Origin of the sequence: Actinospineispora acaciae DSM 45401 (assembly GCF_000620785.1) — a bacterium.
Classification (GTDB): domain Bacteria; phylum Actinomycetota; class Actinomycetes; order Mycobacteriales; family Pseudonocardiaceae; genus Pseudonocardia; species Pseudonocardia acaciae.
Map to the genome: position 1 here is coordinate 187,598 of NZ_JIAI01000006.1, position 18,109 is coordinate 205,706.

An 18,109-nucleotide genomic window follows, 5' to 3' on the forward strand; every position below is an offset into this window, starting at 1 on the left:
CGTTCACTCGTCGCATCCAGCCGAACCGCTCGGCGCGTCACCCGGCGGAGTGGGATTTCGTCACTACCCTCTGGCGGATGGGCAGGCCAGTGAGGTCCAGCTACCAGTACGGACTCGACCCCGAGCCGCCGACGGAGGTGTTGGACATCCCCGGCGGCTCCGGGCGCGCCAAACATCCGCTGCGCTGGCACACCGGCGCCGACCTCGGGCTGCTGGTCGTGCGGCTGGTGCTCGGCGTGATCTTCATGGGCCACGGCGCGCAGAAGATGTTCGGCTCGTTCGGCGGGCCGGGGCTCGGCGGGTTCGACGCCTTCCTCGCCGGCAACGGCTACCAACAGACCTCGATGCTCGCCACCGTCACCGCCGCCACCGAGCTGGTCGGCGGCGCGTTCGTCCTGATCGGCCTGCTCACCCCGCTGGCGGCCGCCGGCCTGCTGGCGATAATGATCAATGCCATCTGGCTGAAGCTCGGCGCCGGCCTGTTCGGCACCCGAGGCGGCCCCGGCTACGAGCTCGAACTGGCGCTCGCCGGCATGGCCACCGCCCTCACCCTCGCCGGCGCCGGCCGAATCGCGCTCGACCGGATACTCCCAGGGTTCCGCCGCCCACTCGTGAGCGGACTGCCGTGCCTGGTGCTCGGCGTAGGCGCCGCCGTGGCCGTCCGCCTGCTGCTCCACCCCTGATCAGAACCCGTGAGTGGTTAGCGTTGTCATAGCAACGCTAACCACTCACGGGTTTGGGCTCAGCAGACTTCGCGGACGGCGCCGGTGGAGGCGGAGGTGGCCAGGGCGGCGTAGGCGCGCAGGGCCTTGGACACGGGCCGCTGGCGGTCCACCGGGGACCACGGCCGCTCGGAGGCCTCCATCTTGGCCCGCCGCTCGGCCAGCACCTCGTCCGGAACCAGCAGCTCCAGGGTGCGCGCGTGCACGTCGATGCGGATCCGGTCGCCGTCGGCCACCAGCCCGATCGTGCCGCCGGCCGCCGCCTCCGGCGAGATGTGCCCGACGGAGATCCCGCTGGACCCCCCGGAGAACCGCCCGTCCGTGATCAACGCGCACACCGCTCCCAGCCCGGCGCCCTTGAGGAACGCCGTCGGGTGCAGCATCTCCTGCATGCCGGGGCCACCGGCCGGCCCTTCATAACGAACGACCAGCACGTCCCCCGGCTGGATCTGCTTGCCGAGGATGACCGACACGGCCTGCTCCTGGCTCTCCACCACCCGCGCCGGCCCCTCGAAGTGCCACAGCTCCTCGGGGATGCCGGCCGCCTTGATCACGGCGCCGTCGTCGGCCAGGTTGCCGCGCAGCACGGCCAGCCCGCCGTCCTTCGTGTAGGCGTGCTCGATGTCGCGGATGCAGCCGCCCGAGGCGTCCGTGTCCAGCGCCGACCAGCGGTTCGAGGTGGAGAACGCCTCCGTGGTGCGCACCCCGCCGGGCGCTGCGTGGAACAGCTCGACCGCGGTCTCCGACGGCGCCTCGCTCCGGATGTCCCACTCGGACAGCCACCGCTCCAGCGAGGGGGAGTGCACCGAGTGCACCTCCTCGTTCAGCAGCCCACCCCGCCACAGCTCGCCCAGGATGGCCGGGATGCCGCCGGCGCGGTGCACGTCCTCCATGTGGTACGCCGAGTTCGGCGAAACCTTCGCCACGCAGGGCACCCGGCGCGACACCGCGTCGATGTCGTCGAGCGTGAAGCCGACCTCGCCCTCCTGCGCGGCGGCCAGGATGTGCAGCACCGTGTTGGTGGACCCGCCCATGGCCACGTCCAGCGCCATCGCGTTCTCGAACGCCTGCCGCGATGCGATCGAACGGGGCAGCGCCGTGGCGTCGTCCTCGAAGTACCAGCGCCTAGCCAGGTCCATCACCGTCCGCCCGGCCTGCTCGAACAGTGCCCGGCGGGCGGAGTGGGTGGCCAGCGTGGACCCGTTGCCGGGCAGCGCCAGCCCGAGCGCCTCGGTCAGGCAGTTCATCGAGTTCGCGGTGAACATCCCGGAGCAGGAGCCGCAGGTCGGGCACGCCGAGCGCTCCACCTCGGTGAGCCCCGACTCGTCCACAGAGGACGACGCCGACGCCGAGATCGCGGTGATCAGGTCGGTGGGCGTGTGCGCCACGCCGTCCACCACGACCGCCTTGCCGGCCTCCATCGGCCCGCCGGAGACGAACACGGTCGGGATGTTCAGCCGCATGGCAGCGTTCAGCATCCCGGGCGTGATCTTGTCGCAGTTGGAGATGCACACCAGCGCGTCGGCGGCGTGCCCGTTGACCATGTACTCCACCGCGTCCGCGATCACCTCGCGGGACGGCAGCGAGTAGAGCATGCCGCCGTGGCCCATCGCGATGCCGTCGTCGACGGCGATGGTGTGGAACTCGCGCGGCACCCCGCCGGCCTCCCGGATGGCGCCCGCGACGACCTCGCCGAGGTCCTTGAGGTGCACGTGGCCGGGCACGAACTGGGTGTAGGAGTTGGCGATCGCCACGATCGGCTTGCCGAAGTCGCCCTCGCCCATCCCGGTGGCGCGCCAGAGGGAGCGCGCCCCGGCGGCGTTGCGACCGTGGGTGGTGACTCGAGAACGCAGTTCAGGCATTGAAACTCTTACTCCTTGGAGGCCGGGCTCGGGTCCGGCAGCCGTCCGCCGCTCACCGAGGAGAGCAGCGGCAGGTCCCTGACGTGCACGGCCGGCAGCGGTAGCTCCGCGCCGTTGGCGAGCACCGCGCTCACCCGGGATCGTGTCCGCAGCCGCAACGCGGTGATGTCCGTCCAGGCTACGCGCCGGGTGTGCAGGATGCCGCGAGCGACCACCGCGTCGGCGTCCACGGTGGTGCGCACCCGCACGATCCAGTACACCAGCCCGATCGGTATGAGGAAGAGCACCAGCATGCCGCGCGCGCTGACCGCGACCGGCATCACACACACCGCAAGGGTGACAACCGCGATCAACCCGAGCGGCGAGATTCGGAACACGACAGGGCCGTCCACCAGGCCATCGTCCCAGATCTTCGCCGCTATAGCCGGCACGGGACTGCTCCCACGATCCGAGACCGAGGTCTCACGGAGTTGACCATCCGGAGGTCGCCGGATACCGTCGCACCCATGCAGTCCCTCGTCGAGATCGTACTTCCCAGGCGCGTCGACGCCTGAGAAGTCCCTGTCGACGCGCAACCCTCGCTCCGCCAACCCCGGCGGCGAGGGTTTTTTGTTGCCCGAGTACAGAATGAACACCCGACCGAGCAGACACCGAGGCAGAGCTCAGATGACGACCGCGTCCCGACCGGCGGTTCCCGGACCGCCGAAACCCACCCCGCCTCCGGCCCGACCCGCCCCACCGGCGCGACGGGTAGCCAGCGAGCCGACCTCCGTCACCGGCGCGCAGTCGCTCGTACTCTCGCTCGAGGCGGTGGGCTGCGAGGCGGTGTTCGGGATTCCGGGCGGCACCATCCTGCCCGCGTACGACCCGCTGCTCGACTCCACGGCGGTGCGCCACGTGCTGGTCCGCCACGAGCAGGGCGCCGGGCACGCCGCGACCGGGTACGCGCAGGCCACCGGCAAGGTCGGCGTGTGCATGGCCACCAGCGGGCCGGGCGCGACCAACCTGGTCACCCCGATCGCGGACGCCTACATGGACTCCATCCCGATCGTGGCCATCACCGGCCAGCAGACCAGGGCGCTCATCGGCACCGACGCCTTCCAAGAGGCGGACATCACCGGCATCACCCTGCCGATCACCAAGCACAACATGCTCGTCACCGACGCCGTGGAGATCCCGCGCGCGATCGCCGAGGCGTTCCACCTGGCCTCCACCGGCCGGCCAGGCCCCGTGCTGGTGGACATCCCCAAGGACGTGCTGCAGGAGCGGACCACGTTCTCCTGGCCGCCCGAGCTGAAGCTCCCCGGCTACCGCCCGACCACCCGCCCGCACGGCAAGCAGATCAGGGAGGCCGCCCGGCTCATCGCCGCCGCCCGCCGCCCTGTCCTCTACGTCGGCGGCGGGGTGATCAAGGCGGCCGCCGCCGAGGAGCTGCGCACGCTCGCCGAGCTGACCGGCGCGCCGGTGGTCACCACGCTGATGGCGCGCGGCGCCTTCCCGGACAGCCACCCGCAGCACCTGGGCATGCCCGGGATGCACGGCACGGTGGCCGCCGTGGCCGCGATGCAGCGCTCCGACCTGCTGGTCGCGCTCGGCGCCCGGTTCGACGACCGGGTCACCGGACAGCTCTCCAGCTTCGCCCCGGACGCGGCGGTGGTGCACGCCGACATCGACCCGGCCGAGATCTCCAAGAACCGGCGCGCGGACGTGCCGATCGTCGGGGACTGCAAGGAGGTGCTCACCGAGCTGATCGAGGCGGTGCGCGGCGAGCAGGCCTCCGACGGCCGCCCGGACCTGGCGGCCTGGTGGAAGCAGCTCGACGGCTGGCGGGAGACGTTCCCGCTCGGCTACGACTGGCCCGGCGACGGCACGCTGTCCCCGGAGTACGTGATCGAGCGGATCGGCGCGATCGCCGGCCCGGACGCGGTGTACGCCGCCGGCGTGGGCCAGCACCAGATGTGGGCGGCGCAGTTCGTCAAGTACGAGCGGCCTCGGTCCTGGGTCAACTCCGGCGGGCTGGGCACGATGGGCTTCGCGGTGCCCGCCGCGATGGGCGCCAAGCTGGGCCTGCCGGACACCACCGTGTGGTGCATCGACGGCGACGGCTGCTTCCAGATGACCAACCAGGAGCTGGCCACCTGCGCCATCGAGGGCATCCCGATCAAGGTCGCGGTGATCAACAACGGCAACCTGGGCATGGTCCGCCAGTGGCAGAACCTGTTCTACTCCGAGCGCTACTCCAACACCGACCTCGGCACCCAGAAGCACGGCATCCCGGACTTCAAGCTGCTCGCCGAGGCGATGGGCTGCGCCGGGCTGCGCTGCTCCACCAAGGAGAAGGTGGACGAGGTGATCAAGCAGGCGATGGAGATCAACGAACGCCCCGTCGTGATCGACTTCGTGGTGGGCCAGGACGCCCAGGTCTGGCCCATGGTCGCCGCCGGCACCAGCAACGACGAGGTCAAGACCGCGCGCGGCATCCGCCCGCTGTTCGACGACGACGACGCCTCCATCGATGCGACGGGGGAGAAGTGATGAACAGGCACACGCTCTCCGTCCTTGTCGAGAACAAGCCCGGTGTGCTGGCCAGGGTGGCCGGGCTGTTCAGCCGGCGCGGGTTCAACATCGAGTCCCTCGCCGTCGGCCCCACCGAGGTGGACGACGTGTCGAGGATGACGATCGTGGTGGCCGTCGACGAGCTGCCCCTCGAACAGGTCACGAAACAGCTCAACAAGCTGGTCAACGTGATCAAGATCGTCGAGCTGGAGCCGGCCATCTCGGTGCAGCGCGAGCTGCTCCTGGTCAAGGTCCGCGCCGACGCCACCGTCCGCAGCCAGGTGCTCGAAACCGTCCAACTCTTCCGCGCCAAGGTCGTCGACGTGGCGCCCGAGGCGGTGACCGTCGAGGCCACCGGCACCACCGACAAGCTCTCGGCGCTGCTGCGGATGCTGGAGCCGTACGGCATCCGGGAGATGGTGAAGTCCGGCATGGTGGCGGTCGGCCGGGGACCCCGGTCCATCAGCGCCGCCGCCGTGAGGTAGACCCGCATACAGACCTAGCGAGAATTTCAAGAAGGGAACGAAGAGCAGCGATGGCTGTCAACATCTACTACGACGACGACGCGGACCTGTCGATCATCCAGGGGCGCAAGGTGGCCGTGATCGGCTACGGCAGCCAGGGCCACGCCCACGCGCTGAGCCTGCGCGACTCCGGCGTCGACGTCCGCATCGGCCTGCCGGAGGGCTCCAAGTCCCGCCAGAAGGCCGCCGACGAGGGCCTGCGCGTCCTCACCCCCGCCGAGGCGTCCGCCGAGGCCGACGTGATCATGATCCTGGCCCCGGACACGAAGCAGCGCTTCATCTACGCCGAGGACATCGCCCCCAACCTCAAGAGCGGCGACGCCATCTTCTTCGGCCACGGCTTCAACATCCGCTACGACCTGATCAAGCCCCCGTCCGACGTGGACGTCGCCATGGTCGCCCCCAAGGGCCCCGGCCACCTGGTACGCCGCCAGTTCGTGGACGGCAAGGGCGTGCCCTGCCTGATCGCCGTCGAGCAGGACGCCACCGGCGGCGCCAAGGCGCTGGCCCTGTCCTACGCCAAGGGCATCGGCGGCTCCCGCGCCGGCGTCATCGAGACCACGTTCAAGGAAGAGACCGAGACCGACCTGTTCGGCGAGCAGAGCGTGCTCTGCGGCGGCACCAGCGCGCTGGTCCAGACCGGTTTCGAGGTCCTGGTCGAGGCCGGCTACGCCCCCGAGATCGCCTACTTCGAGTGCCTGCACGAGCTCAAGCTCATCGTCGACCTCATGTACGAGGGTGGCATCGCCGGCCAGCGCTACTCCTGCTCCGACACCGCCGAGTACGGCGACCTCACCCGGGGCCGCCGCGTCATCACCCCCGCGGTCAAGGACGAGATGCGCAAGATCCTCGGCGAGATCCAGGACGGCTCCTTCGCCCGCGAATGGGTCGCCGAGGACGACGCCGGCCGCCCCAACTTCACCAAGCTCCAGAAGGAGGGCGAGGAGCACCAGATCGAGCAGGTGGGCGCCAAGCTCCGCTCGCTGATGTCCTGGGTGGCCCCGCCCGCCTGACCGCCGTACCCCGACACCCCGCGCGGACCGTCCTACTCCAGGGGCGGTCCGCGCGTTTCGTTGACGTCACGAACCCACACCACCACCCGTCCGGCCGCCCGCCAAACGAGACCTTCACTGTTGTTATAGCGCCCATCGCGGGCCGATGATGTCTCGTGTTCGCGGCGGGAGTACATCCACGCTTCCAACCGGCCCACGACCAGATGCTCCGAATGGCGCCACCGGGTTTGAGCCGGTGCGGGCGGGTCGAACCGCTGTGCCGATACTGAACCGTTTCGCCAGCCGATCCGTGTGTGCGGGAGGGGAGCGGAGGTGTCGTTGGTCTTGGTCGAGGCGGACGATCGGCTCATCCGCGCCCTCTATGACGAGCACGGCGCGGCGCTACAGGCGTACGCGCTGGGGATGACCAATGGCGACCTCGGCCGGGCCCAGGACGCCGTGCAGGAGGTTCTGGTGCGAGCCTGGCGGCACCCCGAGGCGTTGGATCCCGGTCGCGGCAGCATTCGCGGCTGGCTCCTGCGTACGCTTCGCAATGTGCTGATCGACGAGTGGCGCGCTCGGTCGGTGCGACCCGAGACGATCACCGACACGCTCCCCGACCTCGGAATCTCCGACGGCGTGGACATGGCGCTGCAATCCTGGCTGGTGGCGGAGGCGGTCGACCGGCTGAGCGAGGCGCACCGGGACGTGATCAGGGAGTGCTTCTTCAACGGACGCTCGGTGGCCGAGGCCGCCGAGCGCCTCGGGGTGCCGGCCGGCACCGTCAAGTCGCGCACGCACTATGCACTGCGCGCGTTGCGGGTAGAGCTGGTGGAGATGGGGGTGGCGCCGTGACCGAGCCAGCTACGCCGGACGGCTGCCCCCGCACCGGCGAGGTGGGCGCCTACCTGCTCGGCTCGCTGACCCCGGCCGAACGGGAGGACTACGCCGCGCACCTGCGGGACTGCATCCACTGCCTGCGCGAGGTCAGCCAGCTCGCCGGCCTGCCCGGCCTGCTCGCCCGCAGCCCCGGCCCGCCCGCCGGCGCCCGGCTCCCGCCCGCACAGTCACCGCCCGCCGCCCAGCCCCCGGCCGCCGAGCCACCCACCCAGCCGAACGCCGTCCCCGCCCCGGGCGCCGAACCGAGCCCGGTGCTCGCCGCGCTGGCCGAGATCCGGCGCCGGCGAGCCCGCCGCAGGGCGCTGGTCGGGGCGGGCTTCGTGCTGGTCGCGGTGGTCGCGGCCGGTGCGACCACGCTGGGCGGGGGGATGCTGGCGAACCCGGCCACCGGGGTGAGCGCGGCGGGCGTGCTGCCGGTCTCGATGCAGCCGGTGGGCGGCGCGAAGGCCACCGCGACGCTGGCGCTGACCCAACGGCCGTGGGGCACCGAGGTCGTGATGCGCTGTCGCTACCAGGGCACCCCCGAGTACGAACCCCCGGTGTACGTGCTGGTGGCCACGGCGGCCGACGGCACCCGCACCGAGCTGGCCAGGTGGACCGCGGTGCCCGACCAGGACATCGTGCTGGCCACCGCGACCAACCTGCCACCCGAGCGGCTGACCTCCCTGGAAGTGCGGGTCATGCACGGCAGGATGGTCCTGCGCACCGACCACATCTGACCCAACCGCCGCGACTACGCTCGGAACCACACCTTCACCTCGATACCTGGGAGCACCGTGAGCACCGCCGCCCGCCGTCCCGTCGTCCTGCTCGCCGAAAAGCTGGCTCCGTCCGTCGTCGAGATGCTCGACGGGTCCTGCGAGATACGGCACGTGGACGGGACCGACCGGCCGGCGCTGCTCGCAGCGGTCGCCGGCGCGGACGCGCTGCTGGTGCGTTCGGCGACCAAGGTCGACGCCGAGGTCCTCGCCGCCGCGCCCAGGCTCAAGGTGGTGGCGCGCGCCGGCGTCGGGCTGGACAACGTGGACGTCCCGCCGGCCACCGCGCGCGGCGTGATGGTGGTCAACGCGCCCACCTCGAACATCGTCTCCGCCGCCGAGCACGCGATCGCGCTGCTGCTGGCCGCCCTGCGCAACGTGCCGGCCGCGGACGCCAGCCTGCGCGCGGGGGAGTGGAAGCGCAGCGCGTACACCGGCGTCGAGCTCAACGGCAAGACCGTCGGCGTGGTCGGCCTCGGCAAGATCGGCCAGCTGGTCGCGCAGCGGCTGTCCGCGTTCGGCACCAAGATCATCGCTTACGACCCGTACGTGGCGCCGGCCAGGGCCGCCCAGCTCGGCATCGAGCTGCTCACCCTGGACGACCTGCTCGAACGCGCCGACGTGATCTCCATCCACCTGCCCAAGACGCCGGAGACGCTGGGCCTGATCGGCAAGGACCAGCTGGCCAGGACCAAGCCGGGGGTGGTCATCGTGAACGCCGCGCGCGGCGGTCTGGTGGACGAGGACGCGCTGGCCGAGGCGGTCCGCTCCGGGCACGTGGGCGGCGCCGGCGTCGACGTCTACGTCAGCGAGCCGACCACCGCCAGCCCGCTGTTCGAGCTGCCCGCCGTGGTGGTCACCCCGCACCTGGGCGCGTCCACCCGGGAGGCGCAGGACCGCGCCGGCACCGACGTGGCCCGCTCGGTGCTGCTCGCGCTGGCCGGCGAGTTCGTGCCGGACGCGGTGAACGTGCAGATCTCCGGCGTGGTCGGCGAGGAGGTGCGGCCCTACCTGCCGCTGGCCCAGAAGCTGGGCACGCTGCTCTACGCGCTGGCCGGCAAGGTGCCGTCCTCGGTCACCGTGCAGGTGGCCGGCGAGCTGGCCGCCGAGGACGTCTCGGTGCTGCCGCTGGCGGCCTTGCGTGGGGTGTTCAACGACGTGGTGGAGGACCAGGTCACGTTCGTGAACGTGCCGGCGCTGGCCGAGGAGCGCGGGGTGAAGGTGGAGGTCAGCACCGAGCCGGAGAGTGAGAATTATCGCAGCGTGGTGCGGCTGCTCGCGGCCATGCCGGACGGCGGCCAGGTCACCGTCTCCGGCACGCTGACCGGCCGCAACTCCGTGGAGAAGCTGGTGGAGATCAACGGCCGGCACTTCGACCTGCGCGCCGAGGGCGACGTGGTGCTGATGGAGTACACCGACCGGCCGGGCGTGATGGGCCGGGTCGGCACCCTGCTCGGCGAGGCCGGGGTGAACATCGAGGCCGCGCAGATCAGCCAGACCACCGGCGGCTCGGAGGCCATCATGCTGCTGCGGGTGGACCGTCCGGTGGACAACACGGTGCTCGCGCCGGTCGGCGCGGCGGTCGGGGCGCGGACGGCGGCGCAGGTCAGCTTCGGCTGATCAAGGCTGGCGCAACTTCGGCTGATTGGAGCCTTGTAGGGCGCCCCGAAAACTGGTCGTACCTCTTTCAGGTATATCGTTTTGCGCTGTTCGGGCGAGCCGTTGAGACTCCTGTGACGGATGCGACCGAGCGGGGCAAGCCACTCGGAGTAGTCCCGAAGTCACGTTTTGATAACGGGTAGAAACGTTCTTCGGGCCTCCGACGGTTTCCCCGGCGAACACCGATGGCACCCGCCAGCGGTTCCCGAGAGGGGAAGAAGACGACATGCGAGGCCGCACACTCCTGGCCAGCACCACGTTGGCGCTGCTGACAGTGGTCTGGAGCGCTCCCGCTGCGCTGGCCGCTCCCAACGACTCGGAGGAGCCGAAGCCCCCCGCTTCGAGCGCCCCGGCTCGTCCGCACACCCAGCAGCAGCCTGGGGCCGACACCGAGACACCCGCTCCCAAGCCGGCGCCCAAGCCCGCCGAGCAGCCGAAGACGACCGAGGCGCCCAAGCCCAGCGAGGCCAAGCCGCTGCCGGCTCCGGTGCAGAAGCCCAGCCCGGCACCGTCCTCGGCACCGGCGATCGCCATCCCCGAGCCGAAGGCGACGCTCACGGTCTCCCCGAAGTCCGTCAAGCAGGGCGAGTCCATCACCGCCGACGCCAAGTGCGAGAACGGCCAGGTGAGCTCGCTGCGGGCGCCGGACGTGAGCTTCGCCGGCAACTCCGGCAAGGTCGCCGACAACGCCCGGGTGGGCGCCCGGACGGTGACCCTGGTGTGCGTCAACGGCTCGAAGCGGGCCGACGCCACCGACTCGTTCGAGATCGTCGCCAAGGACGGCACCGGCACCGGTGACGTCAGGGCGTCGCTGGCCGTCTCCCCGAAGTCGGTGCGGCCGGGCGGCACGATCAACGCCAACCCGCGCTGTGAGACCGGCCGGGTGGACTCCCTGAGTGCCGCGGACGTCAGCTTCGGCGGCAACACCGGCCGGGTCAGCGACCGTGCCCCCGAGGGCGAGCGCACGGTGACCCTGACCTGCGTCGACGGCGCCAAGCGCGGCACCGCGACCGACACGTTCCGGGTCGACCGCAACGGCCTGCCCGGGATCGGCGAGCCCAAGGCCTACCTCGCGGTCTCCCCGAGGGTGGTCAAGCAGGGCGAGATCATCTACGCCAACGGCTACTGCCTGGAGAGCACCCAGGTCGCGCTGTTCGGTGACGGCGTGAGCTTCCGGGGCAACCGGGGCTACGTGGACGACAACGCCCGCGAGGGCGACCACACCGTGACCCGCATCTGCCGCAGCGGCGCGAAGGAGGACCGGGCGACCGACACCTTCCGGGTCGACCGTGGCGGCGGCTGGCCGGGCACCGGGCCGGCGGACTTCTGGATGAGCGACCGCTCCGGCTACCGGGGCGACAGCGTCGACGTGTCGGTGCGCTGCCGGGACAACAACGCCCGCCTGGAGTCCAACGCGCTGGACGACATCACGCTGCGCCGTGACGGCAGCCGCCTGACCGGCACCACGCACGTCGAGCGCAACGCCGACTACGGCTGGCACCGGGTGACCGTCTACTGCGACGGCCACAGCACGACCGCCGGCTTCTGGGTGAACCGGGAGCACGGCGACCACGACAGGTACCTGACCCTCAAGCCCGGTTCCGGTCACCGAGGTGACTCGATCGACGTCTACGTCGGCTGCGACCGGTCGCTGGGCAGGCTGGAGTCGGACGTGCTCGACGACATCGACCTCGACCGCAAGGGGCGGGGCTCCTTCCGCTGGTCCGGCACCACGCACGTGGAGGACGACGCCGACCGGGGCGAGCACACTGTGAAGATCCGTTGCGGTGACGACACCCTGGAGGAGACGTTCTTCGTCCGGGGTGACGACGACAAGGATGATGACGGGGGTGACGGCGGCGATGGCGGCGGTCCGAGTGGTGGTGACTACGTGACTGTGTACCCGAAGGGTGGCGTCGAGACCGGCGGCGGCCCGGCCGGCGGGTCGGCCGGCCTGGTGGCCCTGGGCCTGACCGGCGTGACCGGTGCCGGCATGCCCGGCGCGGGCAGCGCGCGGGGCCGGCGGGGTGAGCGGCGATGAGCTGGCGACGCGCGGCGCTGGTCGCCGTCCCGGCGGCGCTGGCCCTCCTGCTGGCGGGCTGCGGTGACGCCGAGCCGGGCCCCAACGACGGCCCGACCCTGTCGGCGCCGTTGACCGGAGGCCCGGTGCAGGCGATCCCGCCGCTGCCGGCCTCCAACCCCACCGAGATCAAGGTCGACAAGATCAACGCTCAGTCGAGCCTGATCCCGACCGGCCTGAACCCGGACCGGACGATCGCCACCCCACCGGTCAGCCAGCCGCTGCAGGCCAGCTGGTACCGGCTGAGCCCGACCCCGGGCGCGGTGGGGCCGGCGATCATCCTTGGGCACATCAACGGTGGCGGGAAGGACGGCATCTTCGCCCACCTGCACGAGCTCAAGCCCGGTGACCAGGTGCAGGTGAAGCGTGAGGACGGCAAGACCGCCATCTTCACCATCACCAAGCTCGAGCAGCACTCGAAGAACAAGTTCCCGACCCTGGCGGTCTACGGTGACACGCCGGAAGCCCAGATCCGGTTGATCACGTGCGGCGGGGCCTTCAACAAGGCCGCGAAGAGCTACGTGGACAACATCGTGGCGTCCGGCGTCCTCACCGGCGTCGCCTGACCCGACATAACACACACCGCCCGGGCCGGCCATCGCTGGTCCGGGCGGTGTCGTATGACCGACATGGCCGGTGTCCGACCACCCGACGGGCGTCATTTCCTCCGATCTTCACCCGGTAGAGTGATCCCGAACGGGTGGCGCGCGGAGAGTCCGGCTGACCGCAGCCGGTAGCGTGCCGTCGGGACATCGGTTCCCCAGACTTGCTAGATGTAGAGGAGGCGGCACGCCATGCGACTGGCGGTGATTCCCGGGGACGGGATTGGGCCGGAAGTCATCGCCGAGGCGCTCAAGGTCCTCGGGGAGGTGGCTCCGGGCACCGAGACGACCACCTACGACCTCGGCGCCGCCCGCTGGCACTCGACCGGTGAACTGTTGCCCGAGTCGGTGCTGACCGAGCTGGCCGAGCACGACGCGATCCTGCTCGGCGCCGTGGGCGACCCCTCGGTGCCCAGCGGCATCCTGGAGCGCGGGCTGCTGCTGCGGCTGCGCTTCGAGCTCGACCACCACGTGAACCTGCGCCCGGCGCGGCTCTACCCGGGCGTGCGCAGCCCGCTGGCCAGTCCGCCCGAGGTCGACCTGGTGGTGGTCCGGGAAGGCACCGAGGGCCCGTACGCCGGCACCGGTGGCCACCTGCGCAAGGACACCCCGCACGAGATCGCCACCGAGGTCAGCGTGAACACCGCGTTCGGCGTCGAGCGGGTGGTGCGGGACGCCTTCGCCCGCGCCGCCAAGCGCCCGCGCAAGCACCTCACGCTCGTACACAAGACCAACGTGATGGCCTTCTCCGGCGGCCTGTGGTCGCGCCTGGTGGAGGAGGTGTCGCTGGAGTACCCGGAGGTCGGCGTCTCCTACCAGCACGTGGACGCGACCACCATCCACCTGGTCACCGACCCCGGCCGGTTCGACGTGATCGTCACCGACAACCTGTTCGGCGACATCCTCACCGACCTGGCCGCCGCCGTCACCGGTGGCATCGGCCTGGCCGCCAGCGGCAACCTGGACGTCAGCAAGCGCAACCCGAGCATGTTCGAGCCGGTGCACGGCAGCGCCCCGGACATCGCCGGCCAGGGCATCGCCGACCCCACCGCCGCCGTCCTCTCCGTCGCCCTCCTGCTCGACCACCTCGGCAACTCCGAGGCCGCCCGCAAGGTAGAGGCCTCCGTCGCCTTCGACCTGGCCACCCGCGACCACGGCGCCGCCGGCCACACCCAGTCCATCGGCGACCGCCTGGCCGCCCTGGTCGGCCGCCCCGCCACCTTCGACGTCGGCTAAAACCCGTCCGCGAGTCGGGCGTCCTGGCACACCGAGTCGGGCGTTTCAGCACATCTGAGGAGTGTGCTGAAACGCGCGACTCAGTGTGCTGACACGCCCGACTCGCGGGTGGGGGGTACGGCGGTCAGACCACGCGGTCGGTGGGGCCGAAGATGAGCTGGGCGCCGGCGGAGGCGAAGTTGGGCAGGTCGGCGCCGGCGGCCTTGAACTCGGGGCTGCGCAGGGCGGCCTTCATCGACTCCTCGGTGTCCCAGGTGAGGGTTGCGATGACGTGGTACGGGGGTTTGCTGCCGTCGGGGCCGGGCTGGCACCAGTTGACCGTGTAGCCGGCGAGGCCGGGTGCCTTGGCGGCGAGCGGGGCGTGGACGTCGCGGTAGTGCTTGTCGAACGCGGCCGGGTCCTCGGGGTGGTTGTAGAGCACGGTGAGCTGGTGCACGTCGTCCTCCTCGTGGTGCGTGTTAGGCTCATCATCGTGGCACGTCAGCAGGTGATCATTATCGTGGAGCGCGTCGGGTAGCGGCATCATCGCCCGACGCGCAGACCTCTCGCACCCGCGAGGGGTCTTTTTGTTTGTCAGCCACGATCCGACCCAGGAGCAGCAGCGATGTCCCGCCCGAACTCGCGCACCACGCCCGCCGGCACCCCGCTCGGCGACGACTTCCACGTCTACGACACCACCCTGCGCGACGGGGCGCAGCGGGAGGGGATCAGCTACTCGGTGGCCGACAAGCTGGCCGTGGCCCGGCACCTGGACGCGCTGGGCGTCGGGTTCGTCGAGGGCGGCTGGCCCGGCGCGCTGCCCAAGGACACCGAGTTCTTCGCCCGCGCCGCCGCCGGTGAGCTGGAGCTGCGCCACGCCGCGCTGGTCGCGTTCGGCTCCACCCGCAGGGCGGGGACGCGCGCCGGGGACGACCCGCAGGTCCGCGCGCTGCTGGACTCCCAGGCGCCGGTGGTCACGCTGGTGGCGAAGTCGGACCGCCGGCACGTGGAGCTGGCGCTGCGCACGGACGTGGCGGAGAACCGGGCGATGGTGGCCGACACGGTGGCGCTGCTGCGCGCCGAGGGCCGGCGGGTGTTCCTGGACGCCGAGCACTTCTTCGACGGCTACGCGTTCGACCCGGACACCGCGCTCGGGGTGCTGGACGCGGCGATGGGCGCCGGGGCGGACGTGGTGGTGCTGTGCGACACCAACGGCGGGATGCTGCCGCTGCGGATCGCCGAGGTGGTCGCCGAGGTGGCCGAGCGGACCGGTTTCCGGCTGGGCATCCACTGCCAGGACGACACCGGCTGTGCGGTGGCCAACAGTGTCGCGGCGGTGCAGGCCGGCGCCAGCCACGTACAGTGCACCGCGAACGGCTACGGGGAGCGGGCCGGCAACGCCGACCTGTTCGCCGTGGTCGGGAACCTGGTGAGCAAGCTCGACATGCCCGTCCTACCGGACGGGGCGTTCGCCGAGCTGACCCGGACCTCGCACGCGTTGGCGGAGATCGCCAACATCGCCCCCGACACCCACCAGGCCTATGTCGGGGCGTCTGCGTTCGCTCACAAGGCGGGCCTGCACGCGAGTGCGATCAAGGTCGACCCGGAGCTGTACAACCACATGGACCCATCGGTTGTCGGCAACGGGCAGCGAGTGCTGGTCACCGAGATGGCCGGCCGGTCGAGCGTCGAGCTCAAGGGAGCCGAGTTCGGCCTCGACCTGGCCGGCCACTCCTCGGCGGTGTCCTCGGTCGTCGCCACCGTGAAGGAGCGCGAGGCGCGGGGCTGGTCGTTCGAGGCCGCCGACGCGTCGCTGGAGCTGGTCATGCGCAGTGCGCTCGGCGAGCCGGCCGCCGCGCCGTTCACCGTCGAGTCCTACCGCGTGATCATCGAGCGGCTGGCCGGCGGCCAGGTGGTCGCCGAGGCGACCGTGCGGCTGATGGTCGAGGGGCAGCGGGTGATCGCCACCGAGGAGGGCAACGGGCCGATCAACGCCCTGGACGCGGCGCTGCGGGCGGCGCTGACCCCGTCCTGTCCCTGGCTGGACGACGTCGAGCTGGCCGACTTCAAGGTCCGCATCCTCAACCCTCGGCACGGTGCGGGTCACGGCACCGACGCCGTGACCCGGGTGCTCGTCGAGTCCGCCGACGGGGCGGGCTCGTGGACCACCGTGGGCGTGCACGGCAACGTGGTGGAGGCGTCCTGGCTGGCGCTGGTGGACGCGCTGGCCTACGCGGCGCTGCGGCACCGGGCACCGGCTCCGGCCGGCGTCGCGCGGTGAGGCCGGTTCAGCGGCGCGCCCAGGACGGGGCGTGTTCGGGCAGCGGGCCGATCGCGACCAGGTAGCCGGGGATCGCCTGCAGCGCGGGCACCCGCCGCAGCAGCCGGACCGGGAGGGGCAGCTTGGCGGCCGGTGTGGGCCGGTCGGAAGGCTTCTCGGCGAGGGTGCGGCCGAGTACGAACCGGTGGGCCAGCCGCTGGCCGCCCTGGATGAGCGCGGTCGGCCACCATCGGCGCGCCTGAACCCGCCGCAGCTCGGCCCTGGTCACCTCCTGCCGCGCTCGGAGCGGGCCGGCCAGCAGGCGGGCGGCGGCCACCGCGTCGGCCACCGCGAGGTTGATCCCGACGCCGCCGACCGGGGACATGGCGTGCGCGGCGTCGCCGACCAGCAGCAGGCCGTCGGCGTACCAGCGGCGCAGCCGGTCCAGCCGGACGTCCAGCAGCTTCACCTCGTCCCAGCCGGCGATCGCGTCCAGCCGGTCCGCCGTCCACGGCACCAGCCCGGCGAACTCGTCGCGCAGCGTCTGGATGCCGGCGGCGCGCATCCTCGCGTCCGAGCCCTTGCGGATCAGGTAGGCGCACTGCCAGTAGTCGCGCCGGTCCAGCATCACGGCGACGTGCCCGGTGGAGAACCTGCCCACCACGCCGATCGGGTCGTCCTCCCGGCGGGGGAGTCGGAACCAGTACACGTCCATCGGCACCCCGAACGAGCGCGGCCGCAGCCCGGCCGCTTCCCTGACGGTTGATCCTCGGCCGTCGCAGGCCACCGTGAGTTTCGCCGCCAGTTCGTGCTCCTCGTGTGGGTTGGTGCGGTCGCGGTAGCGCACGCCGGTCACCCGGCCGCGCTCGGTGAGCAGGCCGGTGACCTCGGCGTTGCGGAGCAGGGTGAAGCTCGGCTCCCGCTGCGCCTCGGTGGCCAGCATCTCCAGGAAGTCCCACTGCGGCACCAGGGCGATGTGCTGGTGCGCGCCGGGGAGGTGGCTCAGCTCGAACGTCGCCGACCCGGCGTCCAGGTCGACGGTGGCGCGGTCGATGAACCGGGCGGGGAGGGTGGCGAACGCGTCGGCGAGGCCGAGCTCGTCGAGGAGCGTGAGCGTCGAGGCGTGCACGGTGTCGCCCCGGAAGTCGCGGAGGAAGTCCGCGTGCTTCTCCAGGACGGTGACCGGGATGCCGGCCCTGGCCAGCAGGAGTCCGAGCACCATGCCGGCCGGCCCGCCCCCGACCACCGCGCATCCCGTCCGGTCCATCGGGCTCCTCCGCTCGGCTCGAATACGCTGGTCTGGTCGTGGGCAATCTCACGCGATGGTGCTCGGGCGGTCGCGCGGGCGCAATTCATCCAGCCTGGTTCACCCGTTCTCGCCCTATCGCCGGGAATCGTGTGAATTCGGTTGTAGCCCGGGAAGCTCGAAGCCGCCGGCTCGTGTCTCGCGTTCCAGGCCGAGCTGGTGATCGACGTGGCTTCCGCCGTCCGGATGGCTTGGATCTGGTGAATGTGCTGGTCACGGCGGTTGATGGAGCGGGCCCGGGGTTGGGTCGGCGTGGGCGGGGGTGGCGGTTTGTGACGCGCCGGACGCGTCGGCTACCATCTTGACGCGGCACGGGACATCGGAGACGGTGCTTCGCGTCATTGGGGTATGGTGTAATCGGCAGCACGACTGATTCTGGTTCAGTTAGTCTAGGTTCGAGTCCTGGTACCCCAGCGGATACGGTATATTCCGAATCCCTGGCCCCGTCGTCTAGCGGCCTAGGACGCCGCCCTCTCAAGGCGGTAGCGCGGGTTCAAATCCCGTCGGGGCTACAGAGCTGGGAGAGCCCTACCCACCGAGTGAGGTGGGTGGGGCTCTTTCGCGAGTGTTTTTTGGGGGCCGAGCCCCCAAGCCCCGCGCCGGGGGCTTTGCCCCCGGACCCCCAGCGGTGGTCACCTTGGGTACGGGTGGTCGCCCCGGTGCGGTGGTCGCT

At 71.3% G+C, this 18,109-nt stretch carries 15 protein-coding genes and 2 tRNA genes; 13 read left to right on the plus strand and 4 right to left on the minus strand.

Features of this window, described 5'->3' with window-relative positions; translation table 11 throughout:
• Nucleotides 1–77: 77 nt before the first annotated feature.
• On the plus strand, nt 78–683 hold the full coding sequence (locus N912_RS54770) for a DoxX family protein (RefSeq protein WP_084211231.1): 606 nt from the start codon (nt 78–80) through the stop codon (nt 681–683).
• A gap of 59 nt (nt 684–742) precedes the next feature.
• On the opposite strand, the gene ilvD is transcribed toward N912_RS54770, so the two are convergent.
• Together ilvD and N912_RS0126480 are read right to left on the minus strand one after the other, a co-directional pair.
• On the minus strand, nt 743–2,584 hold the full coding sequence (gene ilvD, locus N912_RS0126475) for a dihydroxy-acid dehydratase (RefSeq protein ID WP_028924769.1): 1,842 nt from the start codon (nt 2,582–2,584) through the stop codon (nt 743–745).
• An 8-nt stretch (nt 2,585–2,592) separates the two neighbouring features.
• The gene (locus N912_RS0126480) at nt 2,593–3,015 is read right to left on the minus strand and encodes a PH domain-containing protein (protein WP_156994033.1); all 423 of its coding nucleotides are present in this window, start codon (nt 3,013–3,015) and stop codon (nt 2,593–2,595) included.
• A gap of 235 nt (nt 3,016–3,250) precedes the next feature.
• Between N912_RS0126480 and N912_RS0126485 the strand changes: the two genes are divergently transcribed.
• The 9 genes from N912_RS0126485 (at nt 3,251) to N912_RS0126525 (ending at nt 13,891) form a co-directional block, all read left to right on the plus strand.
• Nucleotides 3,251–5,119 carry an acetolactate synthase large subunit gene (locus N912_RS0126485; protein ID WP_156994035.1) on the plus strand — a complete coding sequence of 623 codons (1,869 nt, stop codon included), beginning with the start codon at nt 3,251–3,253 and terminating at the stop codon, nt 5,117–5,119.
• Nucleotides 5,119–5,625: an acetolactate synthase small subunit gene (gene ilvN / locus N912_RS0126490; protein ID WP_028924772.1), complete on the plus strand. Its 507-nt coding sequence runs from the start codon at nt 5,119–5,121 to the stop codon at nt 5,623–5,625. The genes N912_RS0126485 and ilvN overlap by 1 nt, the downstream gene beginning before the upstream one ends.
• A gap of 50 nt (nt 5,626–5,675) precedes the next feature.
• Nucleotides 5,676–6,677 (plus strand): ketol-acid reductoisomerase, encoded by a 1,002-nt coding sequence (ilvC, locus tag N912_RS0126495; protein ID WP_028924773.1) that lies wholly within the window; start codon nt 5,676–5,678, stop codon nt 6,675–6,677.
• 324 nt (nt 6,678–7,001) lie between these two features.
• The gene (locus tag N912_RS0126500; RefSeq protein ID WP_028924774.1) at nt 7,002–7,511 is read left to right on the plus strand and encodes a sigma-70 family RNA polymerase sigma factor; all 510 of its coding nucleotides are present in this window, start codon (nt 7,002–7,004) and stop codon (nt 7,509–7,511) included.
• Nucleotides 7,508–8,275: an anti-sigma factor family protein gene (locus tag N912_RS0126505; RefSeq protein WP_156994037.1), complete on the plus strand. Its 768-nt coding sequence runs from the start codon at nt 7,508–7,510 to the stop codon at nt 8,273–8,275. The genes N912_RS0126500 and N912_RS0126505 overlap by 4 nt, the downstream gene beginning before the upstream one ends.
• A gap of 57 nt (nt 8,276–8,332) precedes the next feature.
• Complete coding sequence (gene serA, locus N912_RS0126510; protein WP_028924776.1) at nt 8,333–9,934, plus strand: phosphoglycerate dehydrogenase; 1,602 nt, start codon at nt 8,333–8,335, stop codon at nt 9,932–9,934.
• A 265-nt stretch (nt 9,935–10,199) separates the two neighbouring features.
• Nucleotides 10,200–12,014 (plus strand): hypothetical protein, encoded by a 1,815-nt coding sequence (locus tag N912_RS60715; RefSeq protein ID WP_028924777.1) that lies wholly within the window; start codon nt 10,200–10,202, stop codon nt 12,012–12,014.
• On the plus strand, nt 12,011–12,619 hold the full coding sequence (locus N912_RS0126520) for a class F sortase (protein ID WP_028924778.1): 609 nt from the start codon (nt 12,011–12,013) through the stop codon (nt 12,617–12,619). Before N912_RS60715 ends, N912_RS0126520 begins: the two co-directional genes overlap by 4 nt.
• 228 nt (nt 12,620–12,847) lie before the next feature.
• A complete protein-coding gene (locus N912_RS0126525; RefSeq protein WP_028924779.1) occupies nt 12,848–13,891 on the plus strand; it encodes a 3-isopropylmalate dehydrogenase in 1,044 nt (347 codons plus the stop codon).
• Nucleotides 13,892–14,015: 124 nt separating this feature from the next.
• Here N912_RS0126525 and N912_RS0126530 read toward each other — a convergent pair whose 3' ends face one another.
• Complete coding sequence (locus N912_RS0126530; protein WP_028924780.1) at nt 14,016–14,327, minus strand: EthD family reductase; 312 nt, start codon at nt 14,325–14,327, stop codon at nt 14,016–14,018.
• 168 nt (nt 14,328–14,495) lie between these two features.
• Here N912_RS0126530 and cimA point away from each other — a divergent pair, with 168 nt between their 5' ends.
• Complete coding sequence (gene cimA / locus N912_RS0126540; protein ID WP_028924781.1) at nt 14,496–16,151, plus strand: citramalate synthase; 1,656 nt, start codon at nt 14,496–14,498, stop codon at nt 16,149–16,151.
• A 7-nt stretch (nt 16,152–16,158) separates the two neighbouring features.
• Here the strand turns inward: cimA and N912_RS0126545 are convergent, their stop codons facing one another.
• On the minus strand, nt 16,159–17,397 hold the full coding sequence (locus N912_RS0126545) for an FAD-dependent oxidoreductase (RefSeq protein ID WP_028924782.1): 1,239 nt from the start codon (nt 17,395–17,397) through the stop codon (nt 16,159–16,161).
• Between the two features lie 381 nt (nt 17,398–17,778).
• Here N912_RS0126545 and N912_RS0126550 point away from each other — a divergent pair.
• Nucleotides 17,779–17,850, plus strand: a tRNA-Gln gene (locus tag N912_RS0126550).
• Between the two features lie 25 nt (nt 17,851–17,875).
• Nucleotides 17,876–17,948 (plus strand) — tRNA-Glu (locus tag N912_RS0126555).
• The last annotated feature ends 161 nt before the right edge of the window (nt 17,949–18,109 follow it).

Excerpts from the sequence above, each read along its gene's own strand:
- N912_RS54770 (WP_084211231.1), top strand. The coding sequence starts at position 78 with ATGGGCAGGCCAGTGAGGTCCAGCTACCAGTACGGACTCGACCCCGAG.
- ilvD (WP_028924769.1), bottom strand. The coding sequence starts at position 2,584 with ATGCCTGAACTGCGTTCTCGAGTCACCACCCACGGTCGCAACGCCGCC.
- N912_RS0126485 (WP_156994035.1), top strand. The coding sequence starts at position 3,251 with ATGACGACCGCGTCCCGACCGGCGGTTCCCGGACCGCCGAAACCCACC.
- ilvN (WP_028924772.1), top strand. The coding sequence starts at position 5,119 with ATGAACAGGCACACGCTCTCCGTCCTTGTCGAGAACAAGCCCGGTGTG.
- ilvC (WP_028924773.1), top strand. The coding sequence starts at position 5,676 with ATGGCTGTCAACATCTACTACGACGACGACGCGGACCTGTCGATCATC.
- N912_RS60715 (WP_028924777.1), top strand. The coding sequence starts at position 10,200 with ATGCGAGGCCGCACACTCCTGGCCAGCACCACGTTGGCGCTGCTGACA.
- N912_RS0126520 (WP_028924778.1), top strand. The coding sequence starts at position 12,011 with ATGAGCTGGCGACGCGCGGCGCTGGTCGCCGTCCCGGCGGCGCTGGCC.
- N912_RS0126525 (WP_028924779.1), top strand. The coding sequence starts at position 12,848 with ATGCGACTGGCGGTGATTCCCGGGGACGGGATTGGGCCGGAAGTCATC.
- cimA (WP_028924781.1), top strand. The coding sequence starts at position 14,496 with ATGTCCCGCCCGAACTCGCGCACCACGCCCGCCGGCACCCCGCTCGGC.
- N912_RS0126545 (WP_028924782.1), bottom strand. The coding sequence starts at position 17,397 with ATGGACCGGACGGGATGCGCGGTGGTCGGGGGCGGGCCGGCCGGCATG.